This is a genomic window from Microbacterium saccharophilum, assembly GCF_007992455.1.
In the GTDB taxonomy this organism is placed as follows: Bacteria; Actinomycetota; Actinomycetes; order Actinomycetales; family Microbacteriaceae; genus Microbacterium; species Microbacterium saccharophilum.
This window is the reverse complement of the sequence record NZ_BKAH01000006.1, coordinates 105248-120670: the sequence shown is the minus strand read 5'-3', so window position 1 is coordinate 120670 and position 15423 is coordinate 105248. Positions and strand designations below refer to the sequence as shown.

General features: G+C 70.6%; 24 protein-coding genes. 15 read left to right on the top strand and 9 right to left on the bottom strand.

The window, feature by feature from the left end; translation table 11 throughout:
* The first annotated feature begins 42 nt into the window (after positions 1–42).
* Positions 43–663, top strand: a complete 621-nt coding sequence (locus tag MSA03_RS08225) for a TetR/AcrR family transcriptional regulator (protein ID WP_028497086.1) — start codon at positions 43–45, stop codon at positions 661–663.
* Positions 664–883: 220 nt separating this feature from the next.
* On the opposite strand, the gene MSA03_RS08220 is transcribed toward MSA03_RS08225, so the two are convergent.
* Positions 884–1063, bottom strand: coding sequence for a hypothetical protein (locus tag MSA03_RS08220; RefSeq protein WP_028497085.1), 180 nt, complete (start codon positions 1061–1063; stop codon positions 884–886).
* A gap of 114 nt (positions 1064–1177) precedes the next feature.
* Between MSA03_RS08220 and MSA03_RS08215 the strand changes: the two genes are divergently transcribed.
* The 8 genes from MSA03_RS08215 to MSA03_RS08180 all read left to right on the top strand — a co-directional run bounded on the left by MSA03_RS08215 (position 1178) and on the right by MSA03_RS08180 (position 7378).
* Complete coding sequence (locus MSA03_RS08215) at positions 1178–1381, top strand: cold-shock protein (RefSeq protein WP_036273086.1); 204 nt, start codon at positions 1178–1180, stop codon at positions 1379–1381.
* 209 nt (positions 1382–1590) lie between these two features.
* Entirely contained in the window at positions 1591–2697 is a 1107-nt protein-coding gene (locus MSA03_RS08210; RefSeq protein ID WP_371863088.1) for a fatty acid desaturase family protein, read from the top strand.
* A 61-nt stretch (positions 2698–2758) separates the two neighbouring features.
* Positions 2759–3463, top strand: coding sequence for a GTP pyrophosphokinase (locus MSA03_RS08205; protein WP_147050364.1), 705 nt, complete (start codon positions 2759–2761; stop codon positions 3461–3463).
* A gap of 165 nt (positions 3464–3628) precedes the next feature.
* Positions 3629–5224, top strand: a complete 1596-nt coding sequence (locus tag MSA03_RS08200) for a radical SAM protein (RefSeq protein ID WP_244946374.1) — start codon at positions 3629–3631, stop codon at positions 5222–5224.
* The gene (locus MSA03_RS08195; RefSeq protein WP_147050362.1) at positions 5221–5538 is read left to right on the top strand and encodes a hypothetical protein; all 318 of its coding nucleotides are present in this window, start codon (positions 5221–5223) and stop codon (positions 5536–5538) included. Before MSA03_RS08200 ends, MSA03_RS08195 begins: the two co-directional genes overlap by 4 nt.
* A gap of 3 nt (positions 5539–5541) precedes the next feature.
* Positions 5542–6363, top strand: a complete 822-nt coding sequence (locus MSA03_RS08190) for a prolipoprotein diacylglyceryl transferase (RefSeq protein ID WP_147050360.1) — start codon at positions 5542–5544, stop codon at positions 6361–6363.
* Complete coding sequence (locus tag MSA03_RS14465) at positions 6344–6847, top strand: hypothetical protein (RefSeq protein ID WP_147050357.1); 504 nt, start codon at positions 6344–6346, stop codon at positions 6845–6847. Before MSA03_RS08190 ends, MSA03_RS14465 begins: the two co-directional genes overlap by 20 nt.
* A 39-nt stretch (positions 6848–6886) precedes the next feature.
* Positions 6887–7378 (top strand): GNAT family N-acetyltransferase, encoded by a 492-nt coding sequence (locus tag MSA03_RS08180; RefSeq protein ID WP_147050355.1) that lies wholly within the window; start codon positions 6887–6889, stop codon positions 7376–7378.
* 234 nt (positions 7379–7612) lie between these two features.
* On the opposite strand, the gene MSA03_RS08175 is transcribed toward MSA03_RS08180, so the two are convergent.
* The gene (locus tag MSA03_RS08175) at positions 7613–7936 is read right to left on the bottom strand and encodes a DUF7882 family protein (protein ID WP_028497077.1); all 324 of its coding nucleotides are present in this window, start codon (positions 7934–7936) and stop codon (positions 7613–7615) included.
* 74 nt (positions 7937–8010) lie between these two features.
* Here MSA03_RS08175 and MSA03_RS08170 point away from each other — a divergent pair, with 74 nt between their 5' ends.
* The gene (locus MSA03_RS08170; protein WP_028497076.1) at positions 8011–8337 is read left to right on the top strand and encodes a DUF7882 family protein; all 327 of its coding nucleotides are present in this window, start codon (positions 8011–8013) and stop codon (positions 8335–8337) included.
* 2 nt (positions 8338–8339) lie between these two features.
* On the opposite strand, the gene MSA03_RS08165 is transcribed toward MSA03_RS08170, so the two are convergent.
* From MSA03_RS08165 to MSA03_RS08155, 3 genes are read right to left on the bottom strand one after another with little or no spacing between them, the layout of a single operon-like run.
* Complete coding sequence (locus MSA03_RS08165; protein WP_174799861.1) at positions 8340–8603, bottom strand: hypothetical protein; 264 nt, start codon at positions 8601–8603, stop codon at positions 8340–8342.
* Positions 8600–8926: a DUF7882 family protein gene (locus tag MSA03_RS08160; RefSeq protein ID WP_147050354.1), complete on the bottom strand. Its 327-nt coding sequence runs from the start codon at positions 8924–8926 to the stop codon at positions 8600–8602. Before MSA03_RS08160 ends, MSA03_RS08165 begins: the two co-directional genes overlap by 4 nt.
* A 2-nt stretch (positions 8927–8928) precedes the next feature.
* Positions 8929–9513, bottom strand: coding sequence for a Dps family protein (locus MSA03_RS08155; RefSeq protein WP_028497074.1), 585 nt, complete (start codon positions 9511–9513; stop codon positions 8929–8931).
* A gap of 184 nt (positions 9514–9697) precedes the next feature.
* On the opposite strand from MSA03_RS08155, the gene MSA03_RS08150 reads away from it, so the two are divergent.
* From MSA03_RS08150 to MSA03_RS14350, 4 genes are all read left to right on the top strand, one after another.
* Entirely contained in the window at positions 9698–10744 is a 1047-nt protein-coding gene (locus tag MSA03_RS08150; protein WP_244946373.1) for an acyl-CoA dehydrogenase family protein, read from the top strand.
* Positions 10741–12048 carry a bifunctional PIG-L family deacetylase/class I SAM-dependent methyltransferase gene (locus tag MSA03_RS08145; RefSeq protein ID WP_147050352.1) on the top strand — a complete coding sequence of 436 codons (1308 nt, stop codon included), beginning with the start codon at positions 10741–10743 and terminating at the stop codon, positions 12046–12048. The genes MSA03_RS08150 and MSA03_RS08145 overlap by 4 nt, the downstream gene beginning before the upstream one ends.
* Complete coding sequence (locus MSA03_RS08140) at positions 12045–12788, top strand: glycosyltransferase family 2 protein (RefSeq protein ID WP_147050350.1); 744 nt, start codon at positions 12045–12047, stop codon at positions 12786–12788. The genes MSA03_RS08145 and MSA03_RS08140 overlap by 4 nt, the downstream gene beginning before the upstream one ends.
* Before the next feature lie 63 nt (positions 12789–12851).
* A complete protein-coding gene (locus tag MSA03_RS14350) occupies positions 12852–13010 on the top strand; it encodes a hypothetical protein (RefSeq protein WP_166657818.1) in 159 nt (52 codons plus the stop codon).
* A gap of 27 nt (positions 13011–13037) precedes the next feature.
* On the opposite strand, the gene MSA03_RS08135 is transcribed toward MSA03_RS14350, so the two are convergent.
* The 3 genes from MSA03_RS08135 to MSA03_RS14345 are packed head-to-tail and all read right to left on the bottom strand — an operon-like array spanning position 13038 to position 13967.
* On the bottom strand, positions 13038–13397 hold the full coding sequence (locus tag MSA03_RS08135) for a hypothetical protein (protein WP_147050348.1): 360 nt from the start codon (positions 13395–13397) through the stop codon (positions 13038–13040).
* Between the two features lie 19 nt (positions 13398–13416).
* Positions 13417–13794 carry a DUF7882 family protein gene (locus MSA03_RS08130; RefSeq protein ID WP_307725239.1) on the bottom strand — a complete coding sequence of 126 codons (378 nt, stop codon included), beginning with the start codon at positions 13792–13794 and terminating at the stop codon, positions 13417–13419.
* Positions 13791–13967: a hypothetical protein gene (locus tag MSA03_RS14345; protein WP_155947983.1), complete on the bottom strand. Its 177-nt coding sequence runs from the start codon at positions 13965–13967 to the stop codon at positions 13791–13793. Before MSA03_RS14345 ends, MSA03_RS08130 begins: the two co-directional genes overlap by 4 nt.
* A gap of 198 nt (positions 13968–14165) precedes the next feature.
* Here MSA03_RS14345 and MSA03_RS08125 point away from each other — a divergent pair, with 198 nt between their 5' ends.
* Positions 14166–14669 carry a MarR family winged helix-turn-helix transcriptional regulator gene (locus MSA03_RS08125; RefSeq protein WP_244946372.1) on the top strand — a complete coding sequence of 168 codons (504 nt, stop codon included), beginning with the start codon at positions 14166–14168 and terminating at the stop codon, positions 14667–14669.
* Positions 14670–14673: 4 nt separating this feature from the next.
* Here the strand turns inward: MSA03_RS08125 and MSA03_RS08120 are convergent, their stop codons facing one another.
* On the bottom strand, positions 14674–15408 hold the full coding sequence (locus tag MSA03_RS08120) for a VIT1/CCC1 transporter family protein (RefSeq protein ID WP_147050344.1): 735 nt from the start codon (positions 15406–15408) through the stop codon (positions 14674–14676).
* Positions 15409–15423 lie beyond the last annotated feature (15 nt).

Genomic DNA, 15423 nt, shown 5'->3' with positions numbered 1-15423 from the left:
ACGGGCGGTCAACGGCCCGCCGCGCGGATGGGAGACTGAACCGTGACCACCCCCGCCGACACGGCGGCCGCCCGCCGCGGCCGGCCCGGCTACGACCGCCGGCAGGTGCTCGACGTCGCGGTGGCCCTCTTCAACGAGCAGGGGTATGACGCGACCTCGGTCGCCGCGCTCGCGGAGCGGCTCGGCCTGTCGAAGTCCGCGCTGTACCACCACTTCGCGTCGAAGGAGCAACTGCTCGCGATCGCGCTCGAGACGGCGCTCAGCCGCCTGGAGGCCGCCCTCGACGAGGCTCTCGCGCGCGAAGCCTCCGCTGCCGACCGCCTGGAGCACGTCATCCGCGGGGCGGTCGCGGCCCTCACCGCCGAACTGCCCTCGGTCACGCTGCTGCTGCGCCTCCGCGGCAACAGCCCCGTCGAGGTCGCGGCGCTCGAGCGTCGCCGCCACTTCGATCAGCGTGTCACCGGCCTTGTGCGCAACGCCCAGGCCGAGGGCCGCATCCGCACCGACATCGATGCCGGCGTCGCGACCCGGCTCATCTTCGGGATGGTGAACTCCGTCGTCGAGTGGTACCGCCCGGACGGCCCGGTGGACCCCGCCCTCCTCGCGGAGGACGTGCTCGCCGTCGCGCTCGACGGTCTCCGGCCGCGCGGCGGGCGCGCCTGATCTGTCACGAATTCGACACGAGTACAGCACAACCACATCCGGACCGGCTAAGGTGATCACGACGGATACCGCCGTCCGGATCTCCTGGTCACTCGGAGATCTGCGAACCGAATACCGTCATCCACTCAATCTGCAGGGATCCGCGCACTCGCGCATCGGGCTGATTGCCTCACGAATCGAATAACTCTTCATCTCTTCACCCCATCCGGTCGCGTGCCCGTCATGCGCGCACCAGGTCATCTGGCATCAGGCCGACGACGACGTCTACTCCGCCACGCGGGGCAGCGAGTTCGCCGGCTTCATCACCGTCGACGCCGACGGCTACACCGCTCACGACGCGCTCGCCCGGCGACGCGGCGTCCACCCGTCCCTCGCCGCCGCGCAGGCCGAGTTCGTCCACTCCGGACCCTCGCCCTTCGCCACGCTCGGACACTCCACCCCGCTTCCGTCGCGACGCCGTCGCTTCGGATCACCAGGGTCGCACCGCGGCCCCACACCAAGAAGGAAGAACACAATGGCCGTTGGCACTGTGAAATGGTTCAACTCCGAAAAGGGCTTCGGCTTCATCGAGCCCGAGGATGGCTCGGCGGACGTCTTCGCCCACTTCAGCGCGATCGAGGGCAACGGCTACCGTTCGCTCGACGAGGCTGCCCGCGTCGAGTACGACGTCGAGCGCGGCCCGAAGGGCCCGCAGGCTTCGCGTATCCGCGTCCTGTGATCGCGAGCGGCGGCGGGGCGGGCTTCACGCCTGTCCCGCCGTCTGCATGCGCGGGCAACCTGACAGTCAGGCACCACATGCCTGTGCAAGTCCCGCACATGCCGCTTCGGGAATCCATACGCGCGTAGAGTCACGCTGAAGGGCGGTCACACGACTTCCCCTCCGCACAGTCTGGCTCTCGGGTCTTTCTGCCGATCCGAGGAGCAGACTTGACCACTGCCACCGCCGCCGCCACGATGGGGCCCATTCGTCAGACGTATGCCGGTTCCGATGCGTTCCCGCCCATCGGCCGCGCGTACTCCGAAGTCTCCAACGTCGTCAAGGAGACGGGCCTGCTCCGTCGGGCGCCGTGGTTCTACTCCCTCGTCGGCACCGCGGTCGCACTCGGCATCGGCGGATGCATCACCGGTTTCATCCTGCTCGGCGACAGCTGGTTCCAGCTGCTCATCGCCGGCGCACTGGGCCTCCTGCTCACGCAGGCCGCGTTCCTCGCACACGAGGCCGCGCACCGCCAGATCCTCTCGAGCGGCCCCGCCAACGACCGCCTCGCCCGCTTCATCGCCTCCGGCGTCGTCGGCATGAGCTACGCCTGGTGGGATGCCAAGCACTCCCGCCACCACGCGAACCCCAACCGCGTCGGCAAGGACCCGGACATCGAGATCGACACGATCTCCTTCCTCGACGAGGACGCCGCGAAGGCCCGCGGCATCCAGCGCTTCATCACGCAGCGTCAGGGCTGGCTCTTCTTCCCCCTTCTGACCCTCGAGGGCCTGAACCTCCACTACCTCGGCGTGAAGTACCTCGTGACGACACCGGGCGTGAAGGGCCGCTGGACCGAGCTGTCGCTCATCGCGCTGCGGCACGCCGCCCTGCTGGTCCCCGTCTTCCTGTTCCTGCCGCTGGGCATGGCGTTCGCGTTCATGGGCGTGCAGCTCGCCGTCTTCGGCGTCTACATGGGCGCCTCGTTCGCCCCGAACCACAAGGGCATGCCGATCATCGCCCCCGACGCCCGCCTGGACTTCTTCTCCAAGCAGGTCCGGACCTCGCGCAACATCCGCGGCGGCTGGTGGGCCACCTGGCTCATGGGCGGCCTCAACTACCAGGTCGAGCACCACCTCTTCCCGAGCATGGCGCGCCCGCACCTGGCGAAGGCCCGCGAGATCGTCCGCGACCACTGCGCGACGCTCGGCGTGCCGTACACCGAGACGAGCCTCATCCGCTCGTATGCGATCGTCATCAACTACCTCAACGAGGTGGGCCTCGCCGCCCGCGATCCGTTCGACTGCCCCATGGTCGGCCAGTACCGCCGCGCCTGATCGGTCTCACCGCTCCTCGACTTCACAGCATCCGCCTAGCGCCGATCGATACGGTCGGAGCATGGATGCGAAGCCCGACTCCCTCGTCGTGACCACGGCCGACGGAGTGGCGACCTTCTCCCCGGAGCAGCTGCGCAGCATGCGCGACGAGTTCCAGCGGTTCCTCCTGGAATACCAGTTCGGGCTGCGGGAGGTCGAGACGAAGCTCGGGATCCTCCGCGACGAGTTCCAGCTCACGCACGACTACAACCCCATCGAGCACATCTCCAGCCGCGTGAAGTCGGCGGACAGCCTCGTCGAGAAGATCGCGCGCAAGGGCGTCGACCCCGACTTCGACGCGATCCGCGCGCACATCACCGACATCGCCGGCATCCGCGTCACGTGCAGCTTCGTGGAGGACGCCCACCGGCTGTCCGACCTGCTGACGCAGCAGGACGACATCCGCGTGCGGCAGGTGAAGGACTACATTTCCGAGCCGAAGCCCAACGGCTACAAGAGCCTGCACGTCATCGTCGAGGTGCCGGTCTTCCTGTCGTCCGGCCGCCTGGATGTCGCCGTCGAAGTGCAGTTCCGCACCATCGCGATGGACTTCTGGGCGAGCCTCGAGCACAAGATCTACTACAAGTACGACGGCGTCGTGCCCGATTCGCTCCTCGCCGAGCTGAAGGACGCCGCCGAGACGGCCGCGGAGCTGGACGCCCGGATGGAGCGCCTGCACCGCGAGCTGCACGGCCCGCGGCCGCGCGGGCGTCTCTCCGCCGTCTGAGTCCTGCCCGCTTCCTGAGTCCTGCCCGCTTGGCGGCGAACTGCAGGAGCGGCCGTGACTGGTGGGGCGGATGAGGCGCATGCGCCCCATCCGTCACACACGGTCCTGCAAATCACTGCGCCACGCGGCGCGGCGCGCTCGGCGCCCGGTCGCTAGGGTGGCCCCATGAGCGCCGTCGCCGGGACCGGGATGCCACTGCGGGACTACCGCATCCACCGGTACGTGAACGCCTTCTGTCCGCGGTGCCACGAAGAGGACCCCGACCGCGACCTGTCCGAGGTGCGGCGGCTGTCCGGCTGGCTCGCGGTGCGCGACGGCCGCGTCTGGCTCGAGCGAGGCTGCCCCGACCACGGCCTCATCCGCACGATGTACGACGAGTCCGCCGAGATCCTCAGCTACCTCGAGCAGTGGACGGCCCCCACGAAGGTGCATGAGCCCGACCTGGCCGGGAACTTCAAGCCCGTGCCCTCGGCGTACGAGGACGGCCTCCCGCAGATGCAGACCCAGCACACCTGCATCCTGCTGCAGGACCTCACCGACCACTGCAACCTGCGCTGCCCCACGTGCTTCGCCGAATCCAGTCCGGCCGCCTCGGCCGTCGCCCCGCTGGCCGAAGTGCTGGCCTCCGTCGACGCGCGCCTGGCCCGCGAGAACAACCGGATCGACGTCCTCATGCTCTCCGGCGGCGAGCCGACACTCTACCCGTGGCTCGAGCAGCTGCTGGAGCACCTCGTGGCCCGGCCCGTCGTCCGCATCCTGATCAACTCCAACGGTCTGCGCATCTCGCAGGACGACACGTTCGTCGAGACCCTCAAGCGCCACCGCGAGCGCGTCGAGATCTACCTGCAGTACGACGGCGAGAGCGCGCAGGCTTCGACGCACCACCGCGGCGCCGACATCCGCCGCTTCAAGGAGAAGGCGCTCGCGCGCCTGTCCGACGCCGGGATCTTCACGACGCTCACGATGACCGCGGCGCTCGGCGTCAACGACGGCGAGATCGGGGACGTCATCCGCCGCGCGATGACGACCCCGTACGTCGGCGGGGTCACGATCCAGCCCGTGTTCGGGTCGGGCCGGTCGGCCGGCATCGACCCGGAGGACCGGCTCACCCACACCGGCGTCCTGGCACGCCTCGGACCGCAGACCGACGGGGAGGTCAGCTGGAAGGATCTCACCGCCCTTCCCTGCAGCCATCCGCACTGCTGTTCGGTCGGCTACCTGCTGCAGGACGATTCCGGCGACTGGAAGTCGCTGACGGCGCTGATCGGTCACGACCGGCTCAAGGAGTTCCTCGAGCTCGAGCCCGACCTCATCGCGAACCGCATCGCGGATTCGCAGATCAACAAGGCCATCCGTCAGGTCGTGAAGAACTCGCTCCTCGACCTGCTGAGCGAGCAGTCCTCGCTGTCGCACCCGTCGATGGCGAACATCTGGAGCGACATCTGCCAGAACTGCGACCTCGGCATCGGCACGCTCGCGACCCTTGCGGCATCGGGGCTGCCCGGGCAGCGCCAGCGGCTCCGCAAGATGCTCGGCGAGCGCGTCAAGCGCATCACGATCAAGCCCTTCATGGACATCAACACGATGATCGAGGAGCGCCTCACCCAGTGCTGCGTGCACGTCGCGACGGTCAACGAGACGACGGATGCGCATCAGTGCGCGCCGTTCTGCGCCGTGCAGGCGTGGGCACCTCTCGGCCGCCGGCGCCTGTCCGCCGCGACGGGCACGCGCAGCCAGATCCCGGTGAGCGTGGCGCGATGAGCGCGTACGAGTTCAGCGGCCTCAACCAGCGGGACGACTCCGTCGCCGACCCGGCCCCACCCTTCGACCCGCTGCGGCTGTGCGTGTACACGACCGTCGCCCTCATCGCCGCCGTCCTCGGACCGATCGCGGTGGTCGCCTTCGCCGTCGTCGCGATCGCCGGCTACGCCAAGGCCCGCCGCGCCGGGCTGCTGCGCTCCCGGTGCAAGCTCGGCGACACGCGACTCGTGCTCGCCTACCTCGCGGTGATCGCCGTGGCGGCCGCCGCCGCGGTCCCGATGTGGATCACGCTCTGGGTCTCGGTCTGGACCTGACCCGTGTTCCCGACGCTGCAGGACCTCCTCGGGTGGATGCCGCCGGCTGACACCCACGCGGTCTTCGTGGCGCTGGGGCTCGGCGCCGCCGGCGCCGCCTTCCTCATCGAGAAGCGCCGACGCGGCGTGACCGACCCCCGCATCCCGCACATCGTGCTCGGCGCGCTGCTCGGCGCCGCCCTCTCCTCCCGGCTCGGGACGTGGGCGCAGCACCTCGACCCCACCCGGAACCTCAGCCTCGTCGACCAGCTCGCCTACGGGAACGCGTCGATGCTCAGCGCGCTCGTCGGCGCGTGGCTCGGCGTGCACGTGGCGAAGCGGATCGTCCGCTACCCGGAGCGCACCGGCGACCTGTTCGCGCCGGCCGTCGCCCTCGCGATGGCGATCGGGCGGATCGGATGCCTGCTCACCGAGCAGCCCGGCACCCCGACCGGGGCGGGGTGGGGCATCGTGCTGGATGCGGATGCCGCGGCGCGCGTAGGGGCACCCGCGGGCGTGCCGCTGCATCCGAGCTTCGTGTACGAGATCGTCTTCCACGTCGTCGCGTTCGCGGCGCTCTGGTGGTGGCTGCGGCACCGCCCGATCGCGGCCGGCGAGACACTCACGCTGTACATCGCGGCGTACGGCGTGTTCCGCTTCGCCGTCGAATTCGTCCGCGGCAACGACGTGGCCTGGATGGGGCTCACCCGACCGCAGCTGTTCCTGCTCGTGACGATCCCGCTGCTCCTCGCCCGCATCGCGTACAAGTCCGCGCGCGGCCAGTTCCGCGCGTCCGCCCCCGCCGAACCAGGAAGGACGCCGCAGCATGAGCAACAGCACGCCTGAACCGCCCGACGACGAGGATGCCGCCGGCCCGGACGCTCAGCCACCGGCCCCGGGCCCGACATTCCCACCCGACCCGGGTCCGCCGCTGCCACCCGACCCGGGGCCGCCCGTGCCGCCGCCCGGGTACGGCGCTCCCCCGCCAGGCAGCGTCGGCCTGCCGCCCGGGTACGGCGTGCCGCCGACGCCGCCCGGACCGGGCATCGGGCTGGGAACCCTGGCCGGCGTCGGTCTGTTCATCCTCGGGGTCGTGCTCTTCTTCGCGACCGGCAGCATGATGCCGGCCACCGACGGCAGTGTGTTCGGCGGCGCCGCGTTCATCCTGCCGTTCTGGCCGTTTTTCGTGATCCCGCTGCTCACCGCGCTGCTGTACTTCCTGCCGGCGTGGCGACGCTTCGCGACCGGGGTGCTCATCATCTTCGCCGCGATGTGGATCGTGCTGGTGGGGCCGTGCATCGTGCTCATCGGCGGGATGAGCACCTACTGACGGGTTCCCTCCGTCCGACCTGATCGCTAGCGTCGAGGCGTGGGCCACATCGAACTGCGCGACCTCGACGACGACGACCTCGACGCCGTCTTCGAGATGATGCGCGACCCCGAGGCCGTGCGGATGGCGGCGTTCGCGGCGGAGAGGCCGGATGACCGCGACGCCTTCGACGCCTGGATCGCCCGGGAACGCGCCGCGGAGGACGTGACACTGCTCGTGGTGACCGATCGAGGCGGGTTCGCCGGCACCGCCGCGGCGTTCACCGTCGACGGCGATCGCGAGGTCAGCGTCTGGATCAAGCGACAGTCCTGGGGACACGGCGTCGGGGCGGCGGCGCTGCGTCTGCTGATCTCGCACGAGGCGGAGCGTCCGCTCTACGCCCGCGCCGCCGCGCACAATGCGGCCGCCCTCGCCGTCCTCGAGCGCAACGGGTTCACGGAGGTGTCCCGCAGTGTCGTCTACGCCCCCGGCCTGGGCCGCGAGGTCGATGAGGTCGTGCTCACCCTCGTCCCCGCACTCGACGGGTACTGAGCTCAGCCGTCCCGCCGGGCGCCGCCCTTCGGCGGCGGACGGTGCGGCACGGGCACCGGCTTCGTATGCCGTCCGGTGCGCGTCGTGGACGTCGACGGATCGGGGGGCGTGCGGGGCGTCGACGACGGTTCATCACGCCCCGATGCGGGATGCCTCATGTCGGCAGACTGCCTGCGCGCCGCGAGGGTACGCAGGGGCTTGACACCGCCCAGCCCCCCGGCTACCCGCCGCGGGTCAGGCGGAGAGGTCGCCGTCGCCCGGGTCGGCGGGCTCGGGCACGATGTGCAGCCCGGTCGGCGAGTTCGCCGTGAACATGAGCGCCTCGGTCCACGCGCGGTTCAGTCGCAGGGGGCGGCTGCCGTAGTACTTGTAGACGAGCGAGGCCTGCGGGTGCAGCCAGATGGAGGTGCGACCTTCGCCGATGCTCTTGTCGTCGCGCCACGTGAAGTGGAACGACTCGCCGCGTCGAAGCTTGTTGCCGATGACGAGCTGAACGTGCGCCATCGTGCGGTCGTCGAAGTCCACCTTCACGGTGCCCTCGTAGATGAACTTTCCCACCGGGTCGAACCTCCCAGGATCCGGTCCGTCGCCGGATGCGACCATCGGAGCCCAGGCACCATTATGGTGGCCGTATGGGGATGATCTATTACGGCGGTTCAGCCACGCCGATCCACATCGAGGATCGCACCCTCGCGCACCTCAAAGTCGTCATCGCGACGAAGCTGCGCCGCTCTGAGAGTTTCACGGTGTCCTGGCAGCATCCCGACGACCATCCGCAGGGCCGGACGACGCTGTGGCTGCACCCCTCCATCCCTCTGCGCTTCGTCTTCGACGAGCCGGAGGCGCCGCCGCTCAGCCGCGAGTGGATCGAGGAGCTCGCGAACTCGGCGAACTCCTCGGGAGGGATCACCCTCGTTTCACACCACTTCGAAACCGAGGATGAGGAACCGGCTTCCTGACCTCAGCTCGGGATGAGCTTGTCGGAGATGTCCACGATCGGCCCGGTGTCCTCGCCACCCCCCTCGGGGGTCGGGATGACGGCCAGCGGAACCCCCGGGGTGATCAGCAGGTACGCCGTACGCGGGGCGCCGTCGCCGTCATTCACCTGGATCCAGGCGGGACCGCTCGCCGCCATGGCCGCCTCGATGTCGGCCTGCACATCCTCCAGCGTCCGCTGACCGACGCTGTACCGCTCGCCGCCGTAGTAGATGTCGATCCGCTTCACAGTTCGGTTCCCTCCTCGATCGCCCGCTCGGCCGGCTCCGGCACGAGGTACAGGCCCGACGGCGAATTCGCCGTGTAGGCCAGCGCCTCGACCCAGGCCATGTTGAGCTGGGGGCGGCGGCTGCCGTAGTACTTGTAGACCAGCGAGCAGTGCGGGTGCACCCAGATGGTCGTGCGGCCGTCGCCGATGCTCGTGTCGTCCTTCCAGGAGAAGTGGAACGATTCCCCGCGGCGCAGCTTGGTCCCGATGACCAGCTGGAGGTGTGCGAGCTGGCGGTCTTCGAAGTCGACCTTCACAACCCGGTCGTACGTGAGCTTTCCCATGATCAGGCCGTGGGCGTGCGGTTCTCCGCACTCACCATCCACGCGAACTGCTCGAGGCTCTCGAGGATCGCGTGCAGGATGTCGGCGCTCGTGGGGTCTTCTTCGTCGACGGCATCGTGCACATCGCGGCACGTTCCGATCGTGGCCTCGAGTCGCTCGGTGACGAGGTCGATGACATCGCCCGTCGCGATCTCGCCCTGGGGGAACTCCGGCAGCGTCGTGGTCTCGGCCACCGTGTCGCTGCGCCCGTCGGGGAGGGCGTGCAGCGCCCGCATCCGCTCGGCGACGGTGTCGCTGAACCCGCGCGCGGCCTCGATGATCTCGTCGAGCTGCCGATGCGTGTCGCGGAAGTTCTTTCCCACCACGTTCCAGTGCGCCTGCTTCCCCTGGGATGCCAGCTCGAGGAGGTCCACCAGCACGGCCTGCAGCTTCTCGCTGAGCTCCTGGGACGCCCGGAACCCGTTCTCCGCGTTCTGCTTGTCCGTGAGCTGCGCGCCCGCACTGGGACGCCGCTTGTTCTTCGGGGAGGTGTTCTTCGGGGAGGTGTTCTTCGGGGAGGTGTTCTTCGCCTTCTGCGTCGTGGCCATGTCGAGCCGCCTTCCTTTCCGGGTGGGTCTCGAACGATACGCACTCCCGGGGTCTGGAGCATCGGGGTTGCGCCCGCCTGATGCCGGTGGTAACGAGCCGCCTACCCAGCCCGGACCCCTCTCGTCAAGCCCTTGGCCGTCCTTCGCCGCGCGGGAGAGAGTGGCGGAGAGGAAGGCGGGGAGCATGGCACAGGACGTGATGACAGGGCGGACGGGGGCGTCGCTCGCGACCTCCGCGGAGGATGTCGACGGCCTCGGCGTCGACGTCCCGGCGACGCTGGCCTGGGTCGCCCGGCTGGCTCCCTCGCTCCCCCTGCCGGGGCAGGGCGCCACCGCCGATCTGTGGGGCGCCCTCGCCGATGCCGCCGCACTGGACGTCGGCGCCGCGCGCATCCTCGAACCGCACGCGGACGCGCTGGCGATCCTCGATCAGGCGGCGGCCTCGGGGATGGACACGGCGGACCTGCGCCGCACGCTGCGCGTCGACTCCCGCAGCACCTGGGGTGTGTTCGCCGCCGAGGGACCCGGCACGCGTCTGGTCGCAGAGCGTCGTGAGCACGGCGCGTGGGAGCTGTCCGGAACCAAGCCCTGGTGCTCGCTGGCCGCGCACCTCAGCCATGCACTCGTGACCGCGTGGGTCGGGCCCGAGCAGCGACGCCTGTTCGCCGTCGACCTCCGCGACGACGGCGTCTCGGCCCGACCCGGTCCGTGGGTGTCGCGGGGACTCCACCAGGTCGTGAGCGCGCCGGTCGACTTCGCGCATGCGTTCGCCGTGCCGGTGGGCGCGCCGGGCTGGTATCAGCGCCGTCCGGGCTTCGCGTGGGGCGGCATCGGCGTCGCGGCGATCTGGTGGGGCGGCGCACGCCCCCTGGCGGACGCCCTCGCCGCCGCGGCCGCATCCGAGCGCGCCGATCAGCTCGCCCAGGCCTACGCGGGGGCGGCGGATGCCGCGCTCTGGGGCGCCGGGACCGCCCTCGCCGAAGCAGCCGCGCTCGTCGACGCGGGCGAGCTCGATGACGCGGGTGCCCGACTGCTGGCCGCCCGGGTTCGCGCCGTCGTCAGCGACGCCGTCGAGCGGGTGCTGGACCTGAGCGACCGCGCACTCGGCCCCGGGCCGCTCACGGCAGACGAGGAGCACGCCCGCCGCGTCGCCGACCTGCGCGTCTACGTCCGTCAGCACCATGCCGAGCGCGACCTCGCCCGGCTCGGTTCGATGGTCAGGTCTTCGTGAGCGTCGTCTTCGACCACCGCGACGCGGGCACCCCCGAGTCGGCGTGGGCAGGTGCAGGAGCGACCGCGCGAACGCTGGAAGTGCCGGAAAGCCTCGTCGTCTTCGCGGCGCACCCGGATGACGAGACGCTGGGCGCCGGCGGGCTCATGGCCCTCGCGTCCGCGAGCGGCGCGGAGGTCTCGGTCGTCGTGGCGACGGACGGAGAGGCGGCGGACGCGGCGGACGGCGGGCTGCCGGGCCGGCGCAGAGTCGAGCTCATCGCCGCCCTGCGACACGTCGCGCCGCGCGCCCGCATCCGGTTCCTCGGCCTGCCGGACGGCGGCCTGCGCGAGCACGCCGCGGAACTGTCCGCCGCGATCGCGGACGAGGTGGCCAGGATCGACGTCACGACGACGCTGCTCGTGACGACGTGGTGGGGCGATGGGCACCGCGACCATCGCGTGCTCGGCGAAGCGGTGCGCGCGGCCGCGGGAGGCGCGACCGTCGTCGGCTACCCCATCTGGTACTGGCACTGGGGCGATCCGGAGGCTCCGGATCCCGGGCCGTGGCGCGCGGTCGCTCTCGACGACGAAGCGATCGCCGCGAAGGCGGCGGCGATCGCGGCGTTCGCCTCGCAGTCGGCGGGGGCGGAGCCGATCCTGCACGACGGCATGCTCGCGCACTTCCACCGCGGGGTGGAGCTGTTCATCGCGGCGGAGCCCGAGCGGTCGCGCGCCTCTGTGCCGCCCGCCGAGCTCGACGCGTTCATCTCCCGGCACGACGATCCGTGGGGCTTCGAGACCCGCTGGTACGAGGAGCGCAAGCGCGCGCTGCTCCTGGCGAGCCTCCCCCGTGCCCGCTTCGACAGCGCACTGGAGCTCGGCTGCGCGACGGGCGTGCTCACGGCGGAGCTCGCGGCACGCTCCGGCCGCCTCCTCGCGGTGGATGCCTCCGCGGAGGCCTTGCGCCGGGCCGCGTCCCGCGTCGCGGGAGTGGAGTTCGCCCGCCTCACGCTCCCCGAGGAGTGGCCGGAGGGGCGGTTCGACCTCATCGTCCTCTCCGAGGTCGCCTATTACTGGTCGGCGGACGACCTGCGCCTCGCCCTGGCCCGCATCCGGGCGTCGCTCTCCCCCGGCGGCGTGCTGGTGGCCTGCCACTGGCGCCACCCCATCGACGGCGCTCCCCTCGACGGCGTCGGCGTGCACGCGGCGATCGCCCGCATGGGGCTGACCCGGTCCGTCCGGCATGCGGAGGACGATTTCCTCCTCGAGGTGTGGGCGTCACCGGGTGCACCATCCGTGGCCGAGGCGGAGGGCCTGCGATGACGCGGCGCATCGATGCGGTGGCGGTGGTGGTCCCCGCGCACGACGAGGAGAAGCTGCTCGGCGCCTGCCTCGACTCGATCGCCGTCGCGGTGCTCGCGGCCCGTGCCGTGGTCGACCGCGTGGACGTGCATGTCGTCCTCGACGCCTGCCGCGACGGGTCGGCGGCCATCGCGGCGGCGGCGGGGGTGCACGTCACCGCGATCGACGCGCGCGCTGTCGGCGCCGCCCGCGCGGCGGGGGTCGCGCAGGCGATAGCCCTCCTGCCGGAGTACGACCTGAGACGCGTCTGGACCGCCCACACGGATGCCGACTCCGTCGTCCCGCCGAACTGGATCACGCACCAGCTCCTGCACGCCCGCCGCGGCGCCGACCTCGTGATCGGGACCGTCCGGCCCGACTTCGACGACCTGACGCCGGAGCAGACCGCCGCGTGGTGGGCGACGCACACCCCGGGTGTCGCGAACGGCCACGTGCACGGCGCGAACCTCGGCATCCGCGCGTCCGCGCTGCTCGGGATCGGCGGGTTCCCCCCGGCGTCGGCGCACGAGGATGTGCGCGCCGTCGAGCTGATCCGACGCGCAGGCGGCCGCGGCGTCGCCACCGACGCCGCGTGGGTGCGCACGAGCGGCCGGCGTCAGGGCCGGGCACCCGAAGGCTACGCGCGCTATCTGCAGGAGGGCCTCCTGCAGCGCGCCCGGCAGGTCGGCGCGCCGGACACGCGGGAGATCTCGCTCCTCTAGCCCGGCGGCCGGTGCCCTGTCAACCCGTGGACGCGGTCGTCCCGCACACGGGAGCATGGCGTCATGACCTCACTCGCTGTCATCCTGCTCATCGTCGGCGTCGTCCTGCTGCTGCTCGGCGTGTTCGTCGAGGCCGCGAAGTTCCTCCTCTGGATCGGCCTCATCATCGTGATCATCGCGGTGATCGCCTGGCTGCTGCGCTTCGTCCGCCGCCAGACCTGACGCCCAGCACGGGAAGAGGGCCGGAGCTCACACCCCCAGGGGGCGTTCGCCGTACATCCGCATCCATTCCTCCTCGAGCGCATCCTCGAACTCGTCGACCTCGTCCAGGAGGGCGTCCTCCGGGACGGCGACGGCGGTTCGCGGTGCCTCTGGGGCATGCAGCGCCACGCGCATCTCGGCGTCGGCGAGCAGGTGGGCGAGCGTCGTGTAGACGTCCGTGCCGCCGGGATGGGCGACCCAGGTGGCCTCGTACGACTCGTCCGCGGCCTGCCCGACATAGGCGATCACGCTGGCCGCTTCACATGCCGCGACGTCGCGATCGCGGAGCCGCCAGGACCGTTCATCGAGCGGCTCGAGCACGAGCCGCGGCGCGATGGGGATTGCCATCACTCCTCCTTCACGAAGCTCACGCGGCGGCAGGCACCGCGTTGAGCGGTCGCGCCGTCTCGCGTGCGTCGAGCGTCATGCCGCCGGTGGTGTTGGCATCCTCGGCGAGCTGCTTGATGAGCTCCCGATCGAGCGTCTCCGGCTCAGCGGAGCTGAACACGAAGCGCAGGGGGATGGCCGGCTGGATCCAGAGGGTCGTGCGGCCGGCGTCCTCGCTGGTCGGGTGCAGGATGTTGAGCGCGAAGCTCTCCTGGCGGCGCAGCTTGGTGGTCGCGACGAACTTGAGGTGGGCCAGCAGTCGGTCCGAGACCTGGATGGGCTCACCGGCACTTCCGTAGTACAGCTTTCCCATGGCGATGGTCCTCTCGCTCTTGGTGTTCATGATGGTGGCGGTCACGCGGCCTGGGCGGTCAGCTGGAGGCGACGCTGCCGCCGCCGTACCGCCATGATGTCCGCGAGTCCGCCACGTCCGATGGGCCGCATGCGGGGGATCATCCCCGTCCCGAGGCCCACGTGGGGTGCCGTGACCGGCGCGGGGACTGATGCGACTGCGTGCGTCTCGGTGGTCATTCGTCGCTCCTTCTGTCGGTGCCGATCTCGGCGAATGTGAATCTAACTAAATATGTATCACACTTGCTGTGTTACTTTCCAGCTGTCACACGGCATTGCGTATATACTCGTCTCAACGCCATCGCGATAAGGTTCCGATAACGCCGACGTCGCCGCGGATTACGAGGATTTCCGGAGGTTGATATGCCGAAGCTGGTCATGCGGCACGAAATCGAGCACCTCTACGCCGATCCCCCGTCGTCGGCCGAGGGGCAGCGCCTGAGTGCCGCGATCCTCCGGCTTCGGGAGGCGGAGAGGGTCCAGGCTCAGCGCACGCTGACGCGTGCCGGGCTCTCGCACCTCGATCTGTCCGCTCTGCGCTATCTCGTGCAGGGCTACCGGGACGGGCGGGACCTCAGCCCGAAGGACCTCATCGTCATGCTGGACACGTCGAGCGCCACGGTGACGAACGTGGTCGACCGGCTCGTGCACCGCTCCCTTATCGAGCGGGTGCAGCATCCGCACGACCGTCGCGCCCACTACCTCGTGCCGACCGAAGAGGCGATCGCCCGGGTCGATGAGGCGTTCGCCGCGCACCACCGCGCCGTCGTCCAGGTGATCGAGTCGCTGTCCCCCGAGGAAGCGCAGATCGGCGCGGACATCATCACGAAGCTCGCCGACTCGCTCGACACGCTGGCCGAAGCTGACGCGAAGGCGCGCTGAGGCGTCAGGCGATGGTGGCGCCGAAGAGCGTCCCGACCGCGAATGTGGCGCCCAGCGCCAGCAGGCCGCCGATCACGGTGCGCACCACCGCGCGGCCCCGGCTCGAGCCGCCGATCCAGGCCGCGACGTAGCCCGTGAGAGCGAGGGCCGCCAGCACCGCGATGAAGGTCCACACGATCCGTGCCGGATGCGGCAGCAGCAGGATGGTCGCGAGCGGCAGCAGCGCGCCGATCGTGAAGGCGACGCCCGACGCGAACGCAGCATGCCACGGGCTGACGACGTCGTCCTGGTCGATGTTGAGCTCCATCGACAGGTGCGCCTTCAGCGCATCCTTCTCGGTCAGCTCCACGGCCACCAGACGGGCCGTCTCGGGTTTCAGGCCCTGCGCCTCGTAGAGTCCGACGAGCTCTTCCAGCTCCTCTTCGGGCTCCTCGACGAGCTCCCGGCGCTCCTTCGCGATGAGCGCCCGTTCGCTGTCGCGCTGGCTCGACACCGAGACGTACTCGCCCAGCGCCATGGAGATCGCGCCACCCACGAGGGCAGCCGCTCCCGCGAGGAGGACCGGAAGCGACTCGGAGGTCGCACTCGCGACGCCGACGACGACGGCCGCCGTCGAGACGATGCCGTCGTTCGCGCCGAGCACGCCGGCGCGCAGCCAGTTCAGACGCTGGGAGACGCCGGCGGCATGCGGTTCACCGGCGTGTCCGACCGGAGTGGGGGCACTGGAGGGAGTCGTCATACCGCCAGGTTAGGC